The following is a 16,830-nucleotide window of genomic DNA, read 5'->3' as shown; positions in this document are numbered from 1 at the left end:
CGGAAAGCGGCAACGCGAAATTCGGCGGCCTGCCCGCAAAGTACCTGGTACCGCAGCCGGGCGCGGCTAGGATGAAACCCAGGACCGTCACGAGGAGCTGCAGTGAGCACGAATGCCAGGAACGCCAGGCCGGGAGCGCATCTGGAACCGTTGGACGCGATTGACGAGCGGCTCCTGGCGGCCCTGGTGGCCGATGCCCGGATCTCCAACAAGCAGCTCGCGGAACTGGTGGGAATCGCCCCTTCCACCGCCCTGATGCGCACCCGCGCCCTGTCAGAGCGGGGAATCGTCCAGGGCTACGAGGCTAAGCTCAACCTGTCCGCGATCGGCCGGTCCGTACAGGCGCTGGTTGCCGTGCGGCTCCGGGCCCATGACCGCGACCAGATTGACCGTTTCACGGGCAGGGTGCCGCACCTGCCTGCCGTGCTGTCCACCTTCCACACCTCGGGCTCGGTGGACTACCTGCTGCATATTGCCGTCGCTACCACCGAGGACCTGCGGGACTGGGTTCTGGACAACCTGGCGACGGACCCCGTGGTGGGGCACACCGAAACAACGCTGGTGTTCGAACACATCCAGGGGAACCACGGTCCGCTGCCGGATTAGCAGGGCTGCTCTAAGCAGCTGCCCAGGAACGTGCCTGGGCAGGCTACCGGCGCTGGCCGATGAGCGCGAGCCGGAGCGTCACGGCCGACAGGATCAGTGCCGCACCGCCGCACAGCCCCACGAACCCGGCCACGGCAGCGGGCAGGCCGAATACGCCGGCGGCCCAGCCGAGGCCGAGGACCGGCACCGCGCTGCCCAGGTAGGTGATGACGTAGACGGTGCTGACAATCTGCGCGTGCCGCGATGCCTCCACCCTGGCCGCAACGTCGTTGAAGACGGTGCGGAACGCGATTCCCTGGCCCACACCGGCGGCAAGGGCGGCGGCCACCAGCAGCACGGGACTGTGCCACGCTCCCGCCGCCCCCAGGAGCAGGACGGACACGCCCAGGACCGCCAGTCCGGCCGGAACCGTGTAGCGGCCGCGGAGGGTCAGCAGCTGGCTCAGCGCGGAGGACGCCAGGGCGAGGCCGGCCAGGACGCCCACCAGGGGGCGGGAATCGGTGTGCAGCACCTGCGCAAAGTAGCCGGGAGCAAGCGACAGGCAGAACCCGAAGACCGCAAAGCTGAGGAATCCGACGCCGGCGGCGAGCCAGAAGGCGCCCCTCGCCTCTCGGGACACGGAAGGGAGGCGCGGCGCGAGGGCCTTCAGCGGCCGGGAAGGCTCGGGGAGGCTGATCGCGGGGCGGGCACGCAGCAGGAACAGCGGCACAAGGAGCCCGGCCAGGATCAGTGAATGGACATAGTACGGGGCTGTGGTGGCGCCCGGGAGGAGTGACAGCAGTCCCCCAATGACCGGCCCCGCCGCCACTCCCCCGGATGAGGCCAGCAACGTGAAGCGGGAGGCCCACTCCGGGCGGGACGGAAGGAGTTCGCGCAGGGCTGCGGCACTGGCACCCGTGGCCAGCGCAACCGCTGTCCCCTGCAGTGCCCTGCCGGCACACAGCGCGGCGAGCGTCTCTGCTTCGGAGAAGAGCCACCCGCCGGCCAGTCCTGCAAGGACGGCCAGGATGAGCGCCGCCCGCCGGCCGATGTGGTCAGACCAGTGTCCGGCCAGCATCAGCGTGGCAACCAGGGACAGGACGTAGCTGGCGAACGCGGCGGTGACTCCCAGCGTGGACAGCCCAAGTTCGGCCTGCAGGAGGGGATACAACGGTGTCGCCAGGTTGGCGCCCACCAGGAGGCTGAAAATTACGGTTCCCGCCATTACCAGCCGGGTTGTGGTGGACGCATCCCACCCGGCGGACGCAGCAGCCGGGGCCGGGCGCATGCGGAGTTCACTGAAGACCGTCATCGTGTGCCGCCTCTGGTTCATACCGCGGTGGAGATCCTTGTGGGAGTCCGGCGCGGGGTGGATATCCGATGCCTCAAGAGTGCGCTACTTCTGCCCCTTTGACCGGATTTCCATGGAAGAATTACGCAGGATCATCAATATTGCCGTCCGTATGTGACTGAGAGTGACTATATGAACCAGTTGGACCCCACCGACCTCAAAATTCTCCTGGCAATGATCCGCGATCCCCGGATCCAGATCGGCGAACTGGCCGAATCGCTGGGCATCGCCAGGAACACGGCCCAGACCCGGGTCCGGCGCCTCCTCCGGGCGGGCGTGCTGCGGCCCGGCGGCCGCGAGGTGGACCTGGAAGCGGTGGGCTATGACGTGGTGGCCTTTGTGACCATCGAGGTCTCCCACCGCGAACTGGACGGCGTGGTCGCTGCGCTCCGGCTGATTCCCCAGGTCCTGGAGGTCCACGAGATCTCGGGCCGTGGGGATGTCTGGTGCCGGGTGGTTGCCACAGACACCCACAACCTCCAGTCCTCCCTCCGGCAGGTCCTGAGGATCAAGGGCGTGATCCGGACCGAAACGGTCCTGGCACTGCACACCCATATCCCCTACCGCACCGAGCCCCTCATCAGCGGCCTCGCCAAGGCGTCCAACAGCTGACGCCATGGCCGGGCGGCTAGGATTTCCAGAATGGATTGGCTCTCATACGTTTCACAGATCAACTGGCTCGCCGTGCTGCTCGCCTTCGTCGCAAGCATGGCCATCGGCTTTGTCTGGTACATGCCTGCAGTGCTCGGCAAGCGCTGGATGGCCGCGATCGGCAAGACGGAGGACGACCTGAAGAACATGAGCGGCGGCGCCGGCATCTGGCTGCCCATGATGGTGGCTGCGGCACTGACGGCGATCCTGCTGGCTGTCCTGATCGCCAGGCTTGGGCTGGACAACGCCCTGGCCGGCGGCCTGTTCGCCCTGGTTATGGGCCTGGTCTTCCGCGCAGGCGGCCACGTCATCCACAACGGCTTTGCAGGACGCCCCGCAGCCGTCACCCTCATCGATTCCGGCCACGACCTGGTGGCGATGGCGGTCTCCGGTGCGATCATCGGAGGAATGTCCTGATGGCCGCACGCCCCTCGCCCGGGGCCCGGCGCCCATGACCATCATCGACAATGCCGTCTATGTGGACGGCGTGCGCCACGTGGAACCCGAGAGCCTCGAGCAGACCTTTGACATGCTTGCGCACCACGGCGGAATGGCCTGGATCGGGCTGTACCGGCCCACGCCGGAGGAAATGGCGGCGGTGGCAAGCGAGTTTGGCCTCCACGATCTTGCGGTGGAAGACGCCATCTCCGCGCACCAGCGCCCCAAACTGGAGCGCTACGACGACAGCCTGTTCACCGTCCTCCGGCCCGCCCGGTACGTTGACGACTCCGAAAGCGTGGAGTTCGGCGAACTCCACATCTTCACCGGCAAAAACTATGTGGTCACGGTCCGCCATGCAGAGATGGCCGGCGTGGCCCGGGTGCGGCGCCGCATGGAGGCCCGGCCCGACCTTTTGCGCCACGGGCCCGAAGCTGTCCTGTACGCCCTGCTGGACCGCGTGGTGGATGACTACGCGCCTGTGGTGGCCGGACTCGAAAACGACATCGACGAGATCGAGGACCAGCTTTTCAGCGGCGACACCACGGTGTCCCGCAGGATCTACGAACTGGCCCGGGAAGTCATCCAGTTCCAGCGGGCAATCCATCCACTGCCGGACATGTTGCACCAACTTGAGCGTGGATTCGAGAAGTACGGCGTGGAAACGGACCTGCGGCACAGCCTCCGCGACGTCGAAGACCACGTAGAGCGCGTGATCTCCCGGGCGGACTCCTTCCGGGACCTGCTGCAGAACGCGCTCACCCTGGACGGCACCCTCACCGCGAACCGGCAGAACGAGGCCAGCGCCGAACAGAACGAGCAGGTGAAGAAGATCTCTTCCTGGGCCGCGATCTTCTTCGCGCCGTCTTTCGTTGCCGGCGTGTACGGGATGAACTTTGACCACATGCCTGAGCTCCACTGGGAACTGGGCTACCCGTTGTCTATCGGTCTCATGATCGCGATGGCGGCCCTCATGTACGGAATCTTCAAGAAGAAGGGCTGGCTGTAGGCCATGGCCGCCGAGCCGGGGCCTCCGGCCCTCCCCGGGGGCCGCATCCTGGTGCCCGGCAGCAGCCGGCAACTGGCGGTATACGGCCTCTTCCCGCCGCCACCCGGCCGGCACCGGGCGGCACATGCCGGGTCCCACGTTTTTGCCGCCAAGGCCTGCGAACCGGAACTGCTGTGGATCAGCTTTGACGAGCTGTGCGCGCCGGGTGGGTCCAGGGAGGACTACTCCTTCCTCGCAGCAGGGGCGGAGCTGTGGGTCATTGATGGTGTTCCGCCGCCTGAGCCATCGGACGCCGGTCCACGGGCGGAAGCATGGGAGCTCTTTGCTGCCGCACTTGCGGCAGCGGCGGCCCGCGGAACAACCCTGTTCGTGGTTGGTACCGCCCCCATGGACTGGGGTGCCGCGTCCGTGTCTGCGGATGACGCGCGGCTTCGTTCCGCACTGGCGGAGACCGCCCGGCTACTTGCGAAGCTGAAGCGGGTGGAGTCCGACGAAACTGTTGCCGTGGAGGGCGTGTCAGGGAGTTAGTGCGCGGGCCTGAGCCCACCCTTCACCAGGTCGCGGCTGCCGGCGTAAACGACCGCTGCCACGGCGAGGACGGCAACCACTCCGGCCAAAACACACCACGCCACGAGGTAGGGGTAGGGACTGCCCTGCAGGTCGGCGAGGAAAAACTTCGTGAAGCTGTTGAAGGCGGCATGGAAAAGGACCACAACCGGCAGGCACGCCTGCGTGCTGTTGTACAGCCAGGCGAGCAGCACCGACTGCGCAAGGATATACACCGCAAAGGGCGTCAATGGACGCTGGCCCGGGTCCGACACCAGTTCCGGAAGGTGCCAGGGAAACCACGCCAGACCAATGATCAAGGCGGCCCGCAACGCGCTGTAATCCCGTTGCAGCCGCGGCAGCAGAAACCCGCGCCAGCCGAGCTCCTCAAAGATGCCGACCATAAAGACCGTGACCACGATCGAACCGGCAACCTGCAGCAAGTCAGCCGGCTCCCAGCGTGGGACCGGTGCCCCTGCGGCCACCGCAGCCCACAGGGCAAGGCCGGGGGCAACCAGCGGCATACCCAGTGCCACGCCGTACCACGCAGGGTTGGCCCGCCAGCGTCCAAACTGGCGAAGAAGGCCCAGCAACTCAGGGCGGCCTCCCACCAGGAAAGCAACCAGGACCGCCGCCAGCCCCGGCCCGAAGGGCACCAGTGGACTGCTCTCCGGGTTCAGGAGCACCAGCGGCCAGATGGACCAGGAAATGACGTACGCCAGCCCAAGGTAAAGCGCAATGTCGTGCCGGGCCGCCCAATCCCGCAGCCGGTGGCCGTGAACCGCCATCACAGACCTTCTTGGAGTCGTGCATGAGTGGGTGTTAAGTCTGGCATTCTCTGCTGCCGCCAGAAAGCCAACCATGCCCCCGATAAGACGTTAGGTAGGTCATTGGGTTCTGGGGTGGACCGCGTGGACAACGGGCCGTTCGGCGCGTCCGCGCACGCCGGCCGCCGGATAAGATGAAGTAGTTCCCTGGAGGGCGTGTCAGGAATGAGTGCGCCGGCCTGCCTGCCGTTGTGAGCCGCGCGAGGACTGCGCCACCGACGGGGCCCATCCACAGTGGAGGCATCACACTATGAAGCACTTTCTGCTCAGTATCCAACAGCCCGACGGCGGTGCTGCGCCGCCGGAGATCCTTGAACCCGTCATGCGTAAGGTGGACGCCTTCAACAGCGAACTGAAGTCCGCCGGGGCGTGGGTCTTCGCAGGAGGTCTGGATCAACCAGCCGGGGCCGTGGTGGCACGCAGCAGGGCCGGCCAAGTGACCATCACACAGGGCCCCTACTTCCAGGGGAACGAGCACCTCGGCGGGCTCTCCATCATCCTGGCCCGTGATCTGGCTTCCGCGCTCGAGTGGGGGAAGAAACTGGCGGATGCCACCATGCTGCCGGTGGAGGTGCGGGAGTTCCAGGGCGGCCCCAGTGATCATTTGGCCACTTGACGAACCGGGTTTCAGGCCGCCCCCTGCTGGGGGCAGGGTATTTTGTGGAGCTAAGGAGATTCGAACTCCTGACCTCTTCGATGCGAACGAAGCGCTCTACCAACTGAGCTATAGCCCCGGAGGGATCCGCCCCTGCAGGAGCGGCACCGGTGACCCTAGGCTACAAATTTTCCCGGCTTAATGCCAAACTGCAGCCTCGAACCCCGCACCAGCGTTCCGTAGGAGACGCATGGAATAGCCTCACGGCACTAACCTGTCAGGCGCGGCGGCGCTGCAGGACGTCGTCGAGGTTACTGAGCGCACTCTGCGCCTTGGACAGTTCCTGGCCCTCGGCGGCTGCCGGCGCAGCAGGCGGCGCGGCGGAAACGCCCTGCTTCAGGGACGGCTTGCCCGTGGCTTTCGGTGCCTCCGGGAGCTCCAGCGGCTCAGGTGCCGGGCGCTCGGCCTTGGCTGCCTCAACATAGACGGGTTTGGGAACCTCCACCGGTTCCCACGTGGACGGAGCAGCTGCACTGGCTGCGGAGCCGGCAGCTTCCGCGCTTGAATCGCCTGCGGCAACCGCCACAGCAAGGGCGGCCTCACGCAGTTCCATGGCAGTCAGCGGCCTGATCCTGGGCTCGTGTGCCTCGGCGTCGAAAAGGGGGTTGTCCTGCTTCGCCGGAGCTGCTTCCGGCCGTGGCGGGACGCTGGCAGCGGGTTTGGGCTGCCGGGCCGGTGCGGTCATGGCGGCCCGAAAGGCTGCGTTGACCTTTGCCCTCCTGTCCCGAACGGCCAGCCAGCGCAGGAGGACAACGGATCCGGCGGTGAGCGCCAGGCACGTCAGGGGAAGGGCAGGAGCGCCCAGCCCGAAGAGCGAAAGCACACCTGAAACGAACGCGGTGACCAGCGACAGCAGCCCAACCAGGGCAATGCCGCTGCGTCCGTAGCGAATCCGGAACGTACCCCCGGTTGGGGAGCCGGCAGTGGCGGTCGCGGGTCCGGCACTCTTCCTGGTGTCCATGGCTTTCTCCTGCTGGGCGGCGACGTTCAATACCAAAGCGGCTGGCGGTTCCGGTGTTTCATCTGCTGCGGGCTCCGCCAGGAAATCGCCGGCTGGCTGGAACTGGTGCCTGCGGTACCGGAGGACGTAGGGCGCAACCCACACAATCCAGAGCACGACGGCAACCACAAGGATCACTGAGCTGCTAAGGGGGAAGTCCACACTCAAAACCGTATGAGTATCCTGTCCGCTGCGGCAGCATTAGCTGCGGTGTGTCGTGGCGCAGCCGGCAAATCAATGGATTTATGACGGCCGCAAGGCGAGCCAGGGCCGGAGCAGCCCGTCCGGGACCTCTTCCGCGGTCAACGCGAACGACCGGTGGTCAGCCCACTCCCCGTTGATGTGCAGGTAGCGGGGCCGGTATCCCTCGTCCCGGAAGCCCAGCTTTTCCACCACGCGGAGGCTTGGTCCGTTCTCCGGCCGGATGTTAATTTCCATCCGGTGCAGGCCAAGTGTCCGGAAGCAGTGGTCCGTAACCATGGCCACGGCAGTGGGTGCAATGCCATGGCCCGCACGGCCCCGGTCCACCCAGTAGCCGAGGGTCGCCATCATCGCTGATCCCCACACGATCGATGAAACGGTCAACTGGCCAATAATGGCGGGGCTCCCGGCGGTGGCAATCCGCTCGGTGATAACGAAGGGCAATGCAGTAGCCTGCGCTGCCTGCGACTTCAATGACCGGACCATTTGCCGGTAGTCCGGGAGGCCTCCGGCAGGATCCGGGTTGGAAGCTTCCCACGGAGCAAGCCACTCACTGTTGCGGGACCTGACCTCGGTCCACTCCTTCTTGTCCCGGTACCGGATGGGCCGCAGGACCAGATCCCCGCACTCCAGGGTTACGGGCCAAATGGGACCAGCGCGCACGGCGCTACTTGGACAGGCCGGCGGTGAACCCCGGCAGCCACTCCCGCAAGCCCGGCCCCAGGTCCTCGCTGTCAATGGCGAGCTGGACGCAGGCCTTGAGATAGCTGAGCTTGTCCCCGGTGTCGTAGCGGCGCCCGCGGAACACAACGCCGTACACTCCGTACCCCTCGCCTTCGCCGGTCGCCAGCTCCTGGAGGGCGTCCGTCAGCTGGATTTCGTCTCCGCGCCCGGGGGCGGTGCGTTCCAGGACCTCAAAGACGGCAGGGTGGAGGACGTAGCGGCCGATCAGCGCAAGGTTGGAGGGCGCCTCTTCCGTGCTTGGCTTCTCCACCAGGCGGTTGACGCGAACGTAAGATTCGCCGTCGATCGGCTGGACGTCAGCGCAGCCGTAGGCGCTGATCTCGGACGGTTCCACTTCGATGAGCGCGATGACGGACCCTCCCGTTTTCGCCTGCACGTCGATCATGGTGCCCAGCAGTTCGTCCCGGGCATCGATGAGGTCATCGCCCAGCAGCACGGCAAAGGCTTCATCACCAACGTGCTGCTTCGCGCGCAGCACGGCGTGGCCCAGACCGTGCGGGTCTCCCTGCCGGACGTAGTGGATATCGCCCAGCTTGCTGGCGGCCTGGACTGATGCGAGTTTCTCGGTGTCCCCCTTGCCCTCAAGGGTGGACTCGAGGGACGGCACCCGGTCGAAGTGGTCTTCCAGTGCCCGTTTGTTGCGCCCGGTGATCATAAGGAGGTCGTGGAGGCCGACGTTCACGGCTTCCTCAACCACGTACTGGATGGCAGGCTTGTCCACGACGGGAAGCATTTCCTTGGGCATCGCCTTGGTTGCCGGCAGGAACCTGGTACCGAGTCCGGCGGCAGGAATGACGGCTTTGCGAACTCTCGGGTTACTGGTAGTCACCGGACTAATCTAACGTCAGCGTCAAGCATTCAGTAAACAACGGAGCCAGTGATACATGATGGCGCCGGACAGATGGACAACACTGGTAACCGGCCGCGCGCGGCAGTTATGGAGGAAACACATGACGCTCGAGGAAACGAAAGCAGCCAAGGACCTGATCCGTGCTGCCCACCGCCGCCGAAGGGCTGCGATGACATCCCTGGAACGCGGGGAGGCCGGAACCGCCCTGGCCAAGCACGGCGCGGCGTGGGCGGCTTCGGTGATGCCGGCAGAGGAGGCCACGGTGTGCGTCTACCTGGGCGTCGGCGCGGAACCGCCCACGCTGCCACTGATCGCAGCGCTTCACGACGACGGCCACAGGGTTCTGCTCCCCGTCTGCGAACCGGGGCGTGAACTGGGATGGGTTTTTTGGACCCCGGGTATTGAACTCGCGCGCAGCAGGTTCGCCCCCATCCTTGAACCGGTCGGGACCCGGCATGAGATTGAGGTTGCCGGGGAAGCCGCTGCGCTGTTCATCCCTGCCACGGCCGTCGACCTCGCAGGCAGCAGGATCGGCCAGGGCGGCGGCTACTATGACAAGTTCCTGGGCCATCTTGCGTCTGCCGGGAAGCACATTCCCCTTGCCGCAGTTCTTTATGACGGGGAATTACTGCCCGCCGGCGCGATTCCGGTGGAGGAATTCGACCGTCCCGTGCCTGGCGTCGTGCTTCCTTCCGGATTCAGGGACCTGGCGAACGCCGCCTGACCGCAAAGTGATGGCGCAGGGGAATGCTAGGATTAGCACTCAGGCCCTGTGACTGCTAATGGGACATCCAGTTGGATCACCAAGCGGCAGTCCGGGACCTCTCGTTTGCCCAAGAGGAGGAGCACCAGTGCCAACGTATGCGTACGCCTGCAAGGATTGCGGCCATGCCTTTGACATCGTCCAGTCGTTCTCGGACAGCTCTCTGACGTCCTGCCCCGAGTGCCAGGGTGCCCTGCGCAAGAAGTTCAACAGCGTGGGCGTCGTCTTCAAGGGTTCCGGCTTCTACCGCACGGACTCCCGGGACGCCAAGGGCAGCACGGTTTCGGCTGCTCCCGCCGCTCCTGCCGCAGCGCCGGCATCCGCGCCGGCCGCTTCGGCCCCCGCCGCTGCCAGCTGACGGACGGTCCTCGACTCAAAGCCCGCCTGGCGGTTGGGCAAGGTTGTCCACATACCGCTAAGGGCACTGCCAGATCTCTTTGCGCCGCCCCTAGCGTAGGCACATGCCTGCATACCGCCAGTCCAGCCGGAACACCTCAAGCGCGCCACATCCCGGACACTTCCGGAAACCACGAGTGCTGCGCCGCCCCGGCAGGGTCCGCGGCTCCGGCCGCGTTACAGGCAGGCGTCCTCCCGCGCGATTCGCGGGCTGGCTGAACCGCAACAGGCGCCTCGCTGTGGCGCTGCTGCTCTGCGCCGCGGCCGCCATCACGGTGCACCAGCTCACCCCCGCCCCCGTCTACACGGTGACGGCGCTGGCCGCCGCGAGGGATATCCCCGCCGGCGCCGCACTATCGGAGGCAGACCTCGCCGCTGCACAGGTTCCACCCGGCATGATGGCCAGCGGATTCCTCAAGGAACCTGGTGAAGCGGCAGGCAAGCAGCTCGCGGCGCCCCTGCGCAAGGGGCAGCTGCTCACGGATGCCCAGCTTGTCGGTCCAGGCCTCCTGGCCGGCACTCCCCCGGGATCTGCTGCCGTCCCCCTTCGGATGGCAGATCCGTCGTCCATCCAGCTTGTCTCCCCGGGGCAGCTGGTGAACGTGGTCCTCACCTCGGCCAACGGCTTCGACCAGCAGGACCCGCCCCAGATCCTGGCCTCCGGCGTGCCCGTGCTGTGGACCTCAGGCCACGGTGGCCAGACTGGACAGTGGCTGGGTACCGCCGAGACAGACGGCCTGATAGTTGTGGCCGCAACCGCGGAACAGGCAGCCCGGCTCGCAGGCGCCTCCACCCAGGGCAAGCTGTTCTTCGTGCTGGTGGGGCCGTGAGGACCTCAGCCCCAGTGCGGCGGTTTCTGCTCCTTCAGCCAGGCGTCGTGGTCGTCGTCTTCCCGGTCACCCCACGCACGGGGGTCGTCCTCGGAGGCCTTGTTGGGCACGGCCGGCCCCGCAGGCATCGCAGAACTGTTGGGCCCGGTGCCGGGTGTACCGTCCTGGTCCTGCCCGGCTTCAGCTTCGGCGGGCTGCCCGGCGTCCGGAGCGTTGTCTTCTTCGTGGTCCTGGGGCATGGTGCCCGCCTCCTTGCTGTCCTGGTCTCCGGCCGGTGCGGGATCGTCGCTCTGCGCAGTTGGCAGGCCTTCGCGGGCTGGCACGGAGTCGCCCTGGCCGGCATCAGCCATGGCCAGCCGTTCCCGCTCGCCCTGGCTTTCGGCGTCGATCCCGTTGAGCGCCTGGTCCACGTCGTCGTCGAGGAAGGCGACGGACGCGGCGGCACGGCCGGAAAGGGCCATTTTCTCGAGTCCCAGGTACCCGGCAATCCTGTCGGCGCAGGCGGAGGGATCGGTGAACACCTCGATGGTCCACAGCGGCATGTAGCGCCATCCCAGGCGCTCCAGCAGCTGCGGGCGCAGCCGGCTGCGCTCCCGCACGCTCATGGTCCGGTACTGCTCCGTGCCGTCCGATTCAATCGCAACCGGCCACGGCAGGTCCGCGTGCTCCTGACCCATGGTGCTGAGGGGATCAGCGGCGGCAACCACGTCGATGGCGCCGTCATACTGGTGCCACACCCGTGCGCCGCGGGCACGCAGGCGGTCCCCGAGGTCGGCAACCAGGGGATCCGCCCCCAGCGCCTGCTCGCTGGCCGCAGCCCGTGATGCAGGAGTTCCAAGATCAGTATTTCCCGCAATTTCGCGGTCCAGCAGCGAGTACAGGTCCACGGCTCCGTGGCTCAGCCTGGTGTGGTCCAGGTCCTCGGGCCGGAAACAGGTGAGGACGTGCATGGACCGGCGTGCCCGTGTCATGGCCAAGGCAAACTTCTCCCGGCCGCCCTCGGCGGAAAGCGGCCCGAAATTGTGCAGGGCGCGGCCGTGCGGGGTGCGGCCAAAACCGGGCGAGAAGATGACGTGATCGCGCACCAGTCCCTGCGCCCGTTCCAGGTCAACCACCCGGAAGGACTCGGGACCGGCGCCAAAGAACCCGGCCAGGCCAGGGTAGTTGGGCAGCTGCAGCCGGATGGACTCCCCGATCCTGGCCGCATGGCGGAGGCTCGCCGTGACCACGGCCAGGGACGTACGCGGGCGGAGTCTTGCGTGCTCGAAGACCAACTGGACAACGCGGTTGACTTCCGCCACCACGGATTCGACGCCTTCGTGGTCGGCGCTCGGCAACCCGGTTCCGTCGGGAAGGTATTCAACCAGGAGGGAACGGTCCAGCCCGGTGGCGGACTGGCCTTCCGGCAGCCGCCGCAGGCCGCCGTCGTAAAAATTCTTGCTGAGCTGCAGCACAAGGTCTTCGTCCACCGCACGGTACACGAAGTTGAGCCGCCACACAGGAAGCACCTGCGACAGTGCGCTGAAAGCACTGTCCACGCGGTGGTGCGCTGATTCTCCGGGTGCGAGCCTTTCCACTCCCACCGTGAAAGTCCGGGGGCTGGCGATCCGCGCATCACCGAACGCGATGACTTGTTTGGCCCGGGCCACGGACGGCAGCACAGCCTGGAGGGACGTCGCTTCTGCGTCCAGGATGACGACGGCGTCGAAGCGCTGTTCCGCCGGCAGCAGGCCGGTCATCAGGTAGGGGCTGACGGACCAGACCGGGACCAGCGTGCCGATCAGTTCCGGTGCCTGGGCCGTCAGCGACGGCAGGGATACCCGGCCGTCCTTGAGCAGGCTCCGGAGGAGATCCGCCTGGCGGGGGTGGGCGGCGAGGGCGCTGCGCCAGCGCTCTGCGAGGTCCCAGCGAAGGCGCGCGGCACCGCTGGCGATATGGGCGTTGTCAGCCAGGCGGTACTCGGCCTCCAGCCTGCGGAGGGCGTCGCCGTCGGACATTGCCAGGTAGTCGTCGCCGCTGATCATTGCCTCGAGCGCCGACTGCCACCACGCGAGTTCAAGCTCGGCGGCAACCGAGCCGGCCGGAACTTCCCGCTCCGCGAGGTCGGCGAGGAGCTCGCCCAGGCCGTGCTCACGCATGTTCTCCACCAGAAGCGTGCGCTCCGGAAGTGTCTTCAGGGTGTCGGTGTCCGCCACCAGCCGTTCAAGGCGCTCCATCAGCTCCTCGTACCGGACCGTGGCGAGCGAGCCGCCCGCCGCCGTGTGCCGAAGGGCCTCCCCCAGGCGGGACAGGTCGCTGTCCAGGGACCTGTACATCGCATTCATTTCGGCGAGCCCCGACGGAACGGCGGGATGCCGCTGCGTGGTGGCATAGCCTGCCCACAGCGCCCGCTGCTCCTGGACCAGGAGCAGCGACGTGTGAAGGTCGGCGATGTGGACTCCGGGCCTGACGTACTCCTTCGCCACCCTGCGCAGCCTTGAGCGCTGCATGGACGTCATGTCGATGCCGCGTTCCTTGCGCCAGGATGAGGGCGCGGTAGCCGAAATGAGGTCGGTGACCGGACGGTCGAAGATGTCCGGGGTGAACTTGTCCAGGCTTCCGCGTACCGCCACCAGGAGCTCGAGCTGCTCGCCCCACTCGGCGAAGGAGGTACCGAGCCGGATCTCCGCGTGCTCGGCTACTGCCTTCATGCGGTCGCGGAGGACGGGCAGGCTCTTCTCCACGGAGCGGACCAGCTCCTGGGCTTCCTCGGTCTCCTTCCGCGTCAGCAGCCGGGCGCCGTGCCACGGGCTGGCGGTTGATGCCTTGCTGAAGCTGCCCAGCTCCGCCGCACGCTTGAGCCGGCTGGCAAGCTCCTCACGGTCCCGGATGTTGTCCAGGACGCTCCGCTTCAGCCGCACCGTGGTGGCCGGCGCCGGGTGGATTGACGTCAGCTCCGCCAGCGACTGCATGGCCTGGTACGGCGAGCATCCCCACCGCTGGCGGACGTTGTGGAGCGAGGCCACATGGTCCATCAGGGCGTGGCGGTGCTCGGTCAACGTGGTGTGGAGGTTTCCGAGCTGGGGTTCCAGCGACTTTTCGTTGCGGACAATCGCACGGACCAGCTGGGCCTTGAGCTGCTGGGCGGTGACGTTCCCTGACAGCTGGAACAGGATGGACTCCAGGCCCAGGCCTTCCAGCTGGCCGGACACTTCGTTGAGGCTGGCACGGCGGTCCCCGACCACCAGGACAGTCTTTCCGGCATCCACCAGCGCACCGATGGTGTTGATGGCAGTCTGCGTCTGGCCGGTACCCGGCGGGCTGCTGACAACCAGCGAGTCGCCGGCACGGGCAGCATCAATGACGTACTGCTGGTCGGTGTCCGCGTCCAGCAGAAGCAGCTCGTCCTTGGGGTGCCTGGTGTCCAGGGAAGGGAAGCGGGAGGGGTCCGGCTGCTCCACGTCCACCATTTCGCCGCCGCCCGCAGTGGCCAGGGCGGAAATAAGCGGGTTGGAGTCGTTGATCCAGGGGTCGTCCAGGTTGCCGGAGAGGTCGGCGAAGGTGGAGACCAGCAGGTTGTGCTGGGCCTCGGCGCCATGGATGGGCCTGATCAGGGTGCCCAGCCGGTCCAGGACGGGCTGCGGATCGAAACGGGCAGTGCTGTAGGCCAGCCGGGTGACGGCGTTGACGTCGAAGACGATGCCGTGGATGTTCTTCAGGTGCCGCACCAGCGCGGGGTTGATATGCGCCTGCTCCGTCAGCTGGAGTTCGTAGTCGTCCTCCCCGGGCCGGACGGTCAGCGAAATGGCGGTGAGCATGACCGGCGCCGAGATGCGCTGCGGTTTGCCGCCCACGGCGGACGTCCACACAACGGTGCCGGCAGAGAGGTAGCCGGCGTCGATGCCGCGGTCGTTGGCCAGCTCGAAAATCTTCGAGCGGATGTTCCGGGAAGCCCGGGCTGCCACCACGTACTGCTGCCGGTCCCGGATCAGGGTGGAGAGGCGCGTCTTGCGCCCGGCCATCAGCTGGGCCAGGCCGGACGGGTGCGCGTGCGTCAGGTCGATGGAGCCTTCAGGCGTTTTGGTGAAGCGCAGCATCGTGTCTGCCCCGGTAACGGGCTTGAGCCCGGACAGCCATTTGCGGAGCTCCTCGGAGCCCTCCGGGTGGCCTTGACCAACTGACACTTCTGCCTTCTTTTCTGCGTTTGCACGTGACGTCCTGGACCATACCGGCATACGTTCGAGCGTAGCCGCTAAGACGGCGGGACTGAGAGACCGCAACACGTGATGGGCCTAATTTGCGGAGGTTTTTGCCCCGGGAACACCAGTGGCCGGCTCCCTTGGCGGAAGCCGGCCACTCAGGATGCTATTCCCACTCGATGGTTCCCGGCGGCTTGCTGGTGACGTCCAGCACCACACGGTTCACGCCCTCCACCTCGTTGGTGATCCGATTGGAGATCCGGGCCAGCAGCTCGTACGGGAGCCGTGACCAGTCCGCCGTCATGGCGTCCTCGGAGGAGACCGGACGGAGCACGATCGGGTGGCCGTAGGTGCGGCCGTCACCCATGACGCCCACGCTGCGGACATCCGCCAGCAGGACGACCGGCATCTGCCAGACTTCGCTGTCCAGGCCGGCTGCGGTGAGCTCGGCGCGGGCGATTGCGTCGGCCTTGCGCAGCAGGTCGAGCCGTTCCTTGGTGACCTCGCCGACGATGCGGATGCCGAGGCCGGGGCCGGGGAAGGGCTGGCGGCCAACGATCTCCTGCGGCAGGCCAAGCTGGGCTCCGACGGCGCGGACCTCGTCCTTGAAGAGTGCACGCAGGGGTTCAACGAGTTCGAACTGCAGGTCCTCGGGAAGGCCGCCCACGTTGTGGTGGCTCTTGATGTTCGCCGCACCTTCGCCGCCCCCGGATTCGACGACGTCCGGGTAGAGGGTGCCCTGGACCAGGAACTTGATCTTCTCACCGTGGGCTGCAGCCTCGGCGATGATGGCAAGTTCAGCTTCTTCGAAGGCGCGGATGAATTCGCGGCCGATGATCTTGCGCTTGGTTTCGGGATCGCTCACGCCGGCCAGGGCGGACAGGAAGCGTTCCTGTTCGTTGGCGACATACAGCTTCACGCCGGTGGCCGCCACGAAGTCGCGCTCCACCTGTTCGGCTTCGCCCTCGCGCAGCAGGCCGTGGTCCACGAACACACAGGTGAGCTGGTCCCCGACGGCGCGCTGGACAAGTGCGGCGGCGACAGCGGAGTCCACTCCCCCGGAGAGGCCGCAGATGACCCGGGCGTCGCCGACCTGCTTCCGGATCCGCTCCACCTGCTCGTCGAGGATGTTGCCCGTGGTCCAGTTGGGTTCCAGCTTGGCGCCCTTGAAGAGGAAGTTCTCCAGGACCTGCTGACCGTAAGCGGAGTGCTTCACTTCGGGGTGCCACTGCACTCCGAACAGGCCTTTTTCCTCGTTGGCGAAGGCAGCCACTTCGGCGCCCGCCGTCGTCGCAAGGACCTCGAAGCCCTCCGGCGCCTCGTGGACGGAATCGCCGTGGCTCATCCAGGTGTTCTGGTGCTGGGGCATGCCCTCCAGCACGGAACGGCCCTCGCCAAGGATGGTGGTTTCAGTGGAGCCGTACTCCCGCAGCCCGGTCCTGTCCACCTTGCCCCCGAGGGCGTTGGCCATTGCCTGGAAGCCGTAGCAGATGCCGAAGACGGGGACGCCGGCTTCGAAGAGGTCGGCACCGACGCGGGGGGCGCCGTCGGCGTAGACACTCGAGGGGCCGCCCGAAAGGATGATGGCGGCGGGGTTCTTGGCCAGGAGCTGCTCGGTTGTGTAGGTATGCGGAACCACTTCCGAATACACATTCGCTTCCCGGACGCGGCGGGCAATAAGCTGCGCGTACTGGGCACCGTAGTCAACAACCAGCACCGGCTTCTGGGAAGTCTGGGATGCAGTGGGAGTAGTCACCGTACTAGCCTACTGGGCGCCGTTGCACCGGCGCATCTTGAGAAGCCGGG

16 protein-coding genes and 1 tRNA gene are annotated in these 16,830 nt (G+C 66.7%); 9 read left to right on the top strand and 8 right to left on the bottom strand.

Annotated elements, in window-relative coordinates:
• Positions 1-102 precede the first annotated feature (102 nt).
• The gene (locus IEX43_RS07240) at positions 103-606 is read left to right on the top strand and encodes an Lrp/AsnC family transcriptional regulator (protein WP_066277621.1); all 504 of its coding nucleotides are present in this window, start codon (positions 103-105) and stop codon (positions 604-606) included.
• 43 nt (positions 607-649) lie between these two features.
• Here IEX43_RS07240 and IEX43_RS07235 read toward each other — a convergent pair whose 3' ends face one another.
• Positions 650-1,897 (bottom strand): MFS transporter, encoded by a 1,248-nt coding sequence (locus IEX43_RS07235; RefSeq protein WP_188809688.1) that lies wholly within the window; start codon positions 1,895-1,897, stop codon positions 650-652.
• A 171-nt stretch (positions 1,898-2,068) separates the two neighbouring features.
• On the opposite strand from IEX43_RS07235, the gene IEX43_RS07230 reads away from it, so the two are divergent.
• Genes IEX43_RS07230 through IEX43_RS07215 form a run of 4 tightly spaced genes read left to right on the top strand, consistent with a single transcriptional unit; the run spans position 2,069 to position 4,562 of the window.
• On the top strand, positions 2,069-2,548 hold the full coding sequence (locus tag IEX43_RS07230) for an Lrp/AsnC family transcriptional regulator (RefSeq protein ID WP_188809687.1): 480 nt from the start codon (positions 2,069-2,071) through the stop codon (positions 2,546-2,548).
• A 30-nt stretch (positions 2,549-2,578) separates the two neighbouring features.
• The gene (locus tag IEX43_RS07225; RefSeq protein ID WP_188809686.1) at positions 2,579-3,004 is read left to right on the top strand and encodes a DUF1761 domain-containing protein; all 426 of its coding nucleotides are present in this window, start codon (positions 2,579-2,581) and stop codon (positions 3,002-3,004) included.
• A 34-nt stretch (positions 3,005-3,038) separates the two neighbouring features.
• Positions 3,039-4,034 carry a magnesium/cobalt transporter CorA gene (gene corA, locus IEX43_RS07220; RefSeq protein WP_188809685.1) on the top strand — a complete coding sequence of 332 codons (996 nt, stop codon included), beginning with the start codon at positions 3,039-3,041 and terminating at the stop codon, positions 4,032-4,034.
• A gap of 3 nt (positions 4,035-4,037) precedes the next feature.
• Positions 4,038-4,562: a hypothetical protein gene (locus tag IEX43_RS07215; RefSeq protein ID WP_188809684.1), complete on the top strand. Its 525-nt coding sequence runs from the start codon at positions 4,038-4,040 to the stop codon at positions 4,560-4,562.
• Here the strand turns inward: IEX43_RS07215 and IEX43_RS07210 are convergent.
• On the bottom strand, positions 4,559-5,368 hold the full coding sequence (locus tag IEX43_RS07210; protein WP_188809683.1) for a CPBP family intramembrane glutamic endopeptidase: 810 nt from the start codon (positions 5,366-5,368) through the stop codon (positions 4,559-4,561). The genes IEX43_RS07215 and IEX43_RS07210 overlap by 4 nt on opposite strands.
• Positions 5,369-5,657: 289 nt before the next feature.
• Here IEX43_RS07210 and IEX43_RS07205 point away from each other — a divergent pair, with 289 nt between their 5' ends.
• Positions 5,658-6,023 (top strand): YciI family protein, encoded by a 366-nt coding sequence (locus IEX43_RS07205; protein WP_188809682.1) that lies wholly within the window; start codon positions 5,658-5,660, stop codon positions 6,021-6,023.
• Positions 6,024-6,068: 45 nt separating this feature from the next.
• On the opposite strand, the gene IEX43_RS07200 is transcribed toward IEX43_RS07205, so the two are convergent.
• The 4 genes from IEX43_RS07200 to galU all read right to left on the bottom strand — a co-directional run bounded on the left by IEX43_RS07200 (position 6,069) and on the right by galU (position 8,836).
• Positions 6,069-6,141, bottom strand: a tRNA-Ala gene (locus tag IEX43_RS07200).
• 138 nt (positions 6,142-6,279) lie between these two features.
• On the bottom strand, positions 6,280-7,224 hold the full coding sequence (locus IEX43_RS07195) for a hypothetical protein (protein WP_229666348.1): 945 nt from the start codon (positions 7,222-7,224) through the stop codon (positions 6,280-6,282).
• An 81-nt stretch (positions 7,225-7,305) separates the two neighbouring features.
• Positions 7,306-7,926 (bottom strand): GNAT family N-acetyltransferase, encoded by a 621-nt coding sequence (locus IEX43_RS07190; RefSeq protein WP_188809681.1) that lies wholly within the window; start codon positions 7,924-7,926, stop codon positions 7,306-7,308.
• 4 nt (positions 7,927-7,930) lie between these two features.
• Positions 7,931-8,836 (bottom strand): UTP--glucose-1-phosphate uridylyltransferase GalU, encoded by a 906-nt coding sequence (gene galU / locus IEX43_RS07185; RefSeq protein ID WP_188809680.1) that lies wholly within the window; start codon positions 8,834-8,836, stop codon positions 7,931-7,933.
• A gap of 121 nt (positions 8,837-8,957) precedes the next feature.
• Between galU and IEX43_RS07180 the strand changes: the two genes are divergently transcribed.
• From IEX43_RS07180 to cpaB, 3 genes are all read left to right on the top strand, one after another.
• Positions 8,958-9,581 (top strand): 5-formyltetrahydrofolate cyclo-ligase, encoded by a 624-nt coding sequence (locus tag IEX43_RS07180; RefSeq protein WP_188809679.1) that lies wholly within the window; start codon positions 8,958-8,960, stop codon positions 9,579-9,581.
• A gap of 127 nt (positions 9,582-9,708) precedes the next feature.
• On the top strand, positions 9,709-9,978 hold the full coding sequence (locus tag IEX43_RS07175; RefSeq protein ID WP_188809678.1) for an FmdB family zinc ribbon protein: 270 nt from the start codon (positions 9,709-9,711) through the stop codon (positions 9,976-9,978).
• Between the two features lie 103 nt (positions 9,979-10,081).
• On the top strand, positions 10,082-10,846 hold the full coding sequence (gene cpaB / locus IEX43_RS07170) for a Flp pilus assembly protein CpaB (protein WP_188809677.1): 765 nt from the start codon (positions 10,082-10,084) through the stop codon (positions 10,844-10,846).
• 5 nt (positions 10,847-10,851) lie between these two features.
• Here cpaB and IEX43_RS07165 read toward each other — a convergent pair whose 3' ends face one another.
• The gene (locus IEX43_RS07165; RefSeq protein WP_188809676.1) at positions 10,852-15,060 is read right to left on the bottom strand and encodes a DUF4011 domain-containing protein; all 4,209 of its coding nucleotides are present in this window, start codon (positions 15,058-15,060) and stop codon (positions 10,852-10,854) included.
• Between the two features lie 130 nt (positions 15,061-15,190).
• Positions 15,191-16,780: a glutamine-hydrolyzing GMP synthase gene (gene guaA, locus IEX43_RS07160; RefSeq protein WP_188809675.1), complete on the bottom strand. Its 1,590-nt coding sequence runs from the start codon at positions 16,778-16,780 to the stop codon at positions 15,191-15,193.
• Between the last annotated feature and the right edge of the window lie 50 nt (positions 16,781-16,830).

Source organism: Pseudarthrobacter polychromogenes, from assembly GCF_014644495.1.
GTDB lineage: Bacteria > Actinomycetota > Actinomycetes > Actinomycetales > Micrococcaceae > Arthrobacter > Arthrobacter polychromogenes.
Note: the sequence above shows the minus strand (reverse complement) of the source record. Positions and strands in the feature narration are given on the sequence as shown.

Bases quoted from the DNA above. Each gene is read 5' to 3' on its own strand.
- IEX43_RS07205 (WP_188809682.1), top strand. From the start codon at position 5,658: ATGAAGCACTTTCTGCTCAGTATCCAACAGCCCGACGGCGGTGCTGCG.
- IEX43_RS07180 (WP_188809679.1), top strand. From the start codon at position 8,958: ATGACGCTCGAGGAAACGAAAGCAGCCAAGGACCTGATCCGTGCTGCC.
- cpaB (WP_188809677.1), top strand. From the start codon at position 10,082: ATGCCTGCATACCGCCAGTCCAGCCGGAACACCTCAAGCGCGCCACAT.
- IEX43_RS07230 (WP_188809687.1), top strand. From the start codon at position 2,069: ATGAACCAGTTGGACCCCACCGACCTCAAAATTCTCCTGGCAATGATC.
- IEX43_RS07165 (WP_188809676.1), bottom strand. From the start codon at position 15,060: ATGCCGGTATGGTCCAGGACGTCACGTGCAAACGCAGAAAAGAAGGCA.
- IEX43_RS07210 (WP_188809683.1), bottom strand. From the start codon at position 5,368: ATGGCGGTTCACGGCCACCGGCTGCGGGATTGGGCGGCCCGGCACGAC.
- IEX43_RS07235 (WP_188809688.1), bottom strand. From the start codon at position 1,897: ATGACGGTCTTCAGTGAACTCCGCATGCGCCCGGCCCCGGCTGCTGCG.
- corA (WP_188809685.1), top strand. From the start codon at position 3,039: ATGACCATCATCGACAATGCCGTCTATGTGGACGGCGTGCGCCACGTG.
- IEX43_RS07225 (WP_188809686.1), top strand. From the start codon at position 2,579: ATGGATTGGCTCTCATACGTTTCACAGATCAACTGGCTCGCCGTGCTG.
- IEX43_RS07215 (WP_188809684.1), top strand. From the start codon at position 4,038: ATGGCCGCCGAGCCGGGGCCTCCGGCCCTCCCCGGGGGCCGCATCCTG.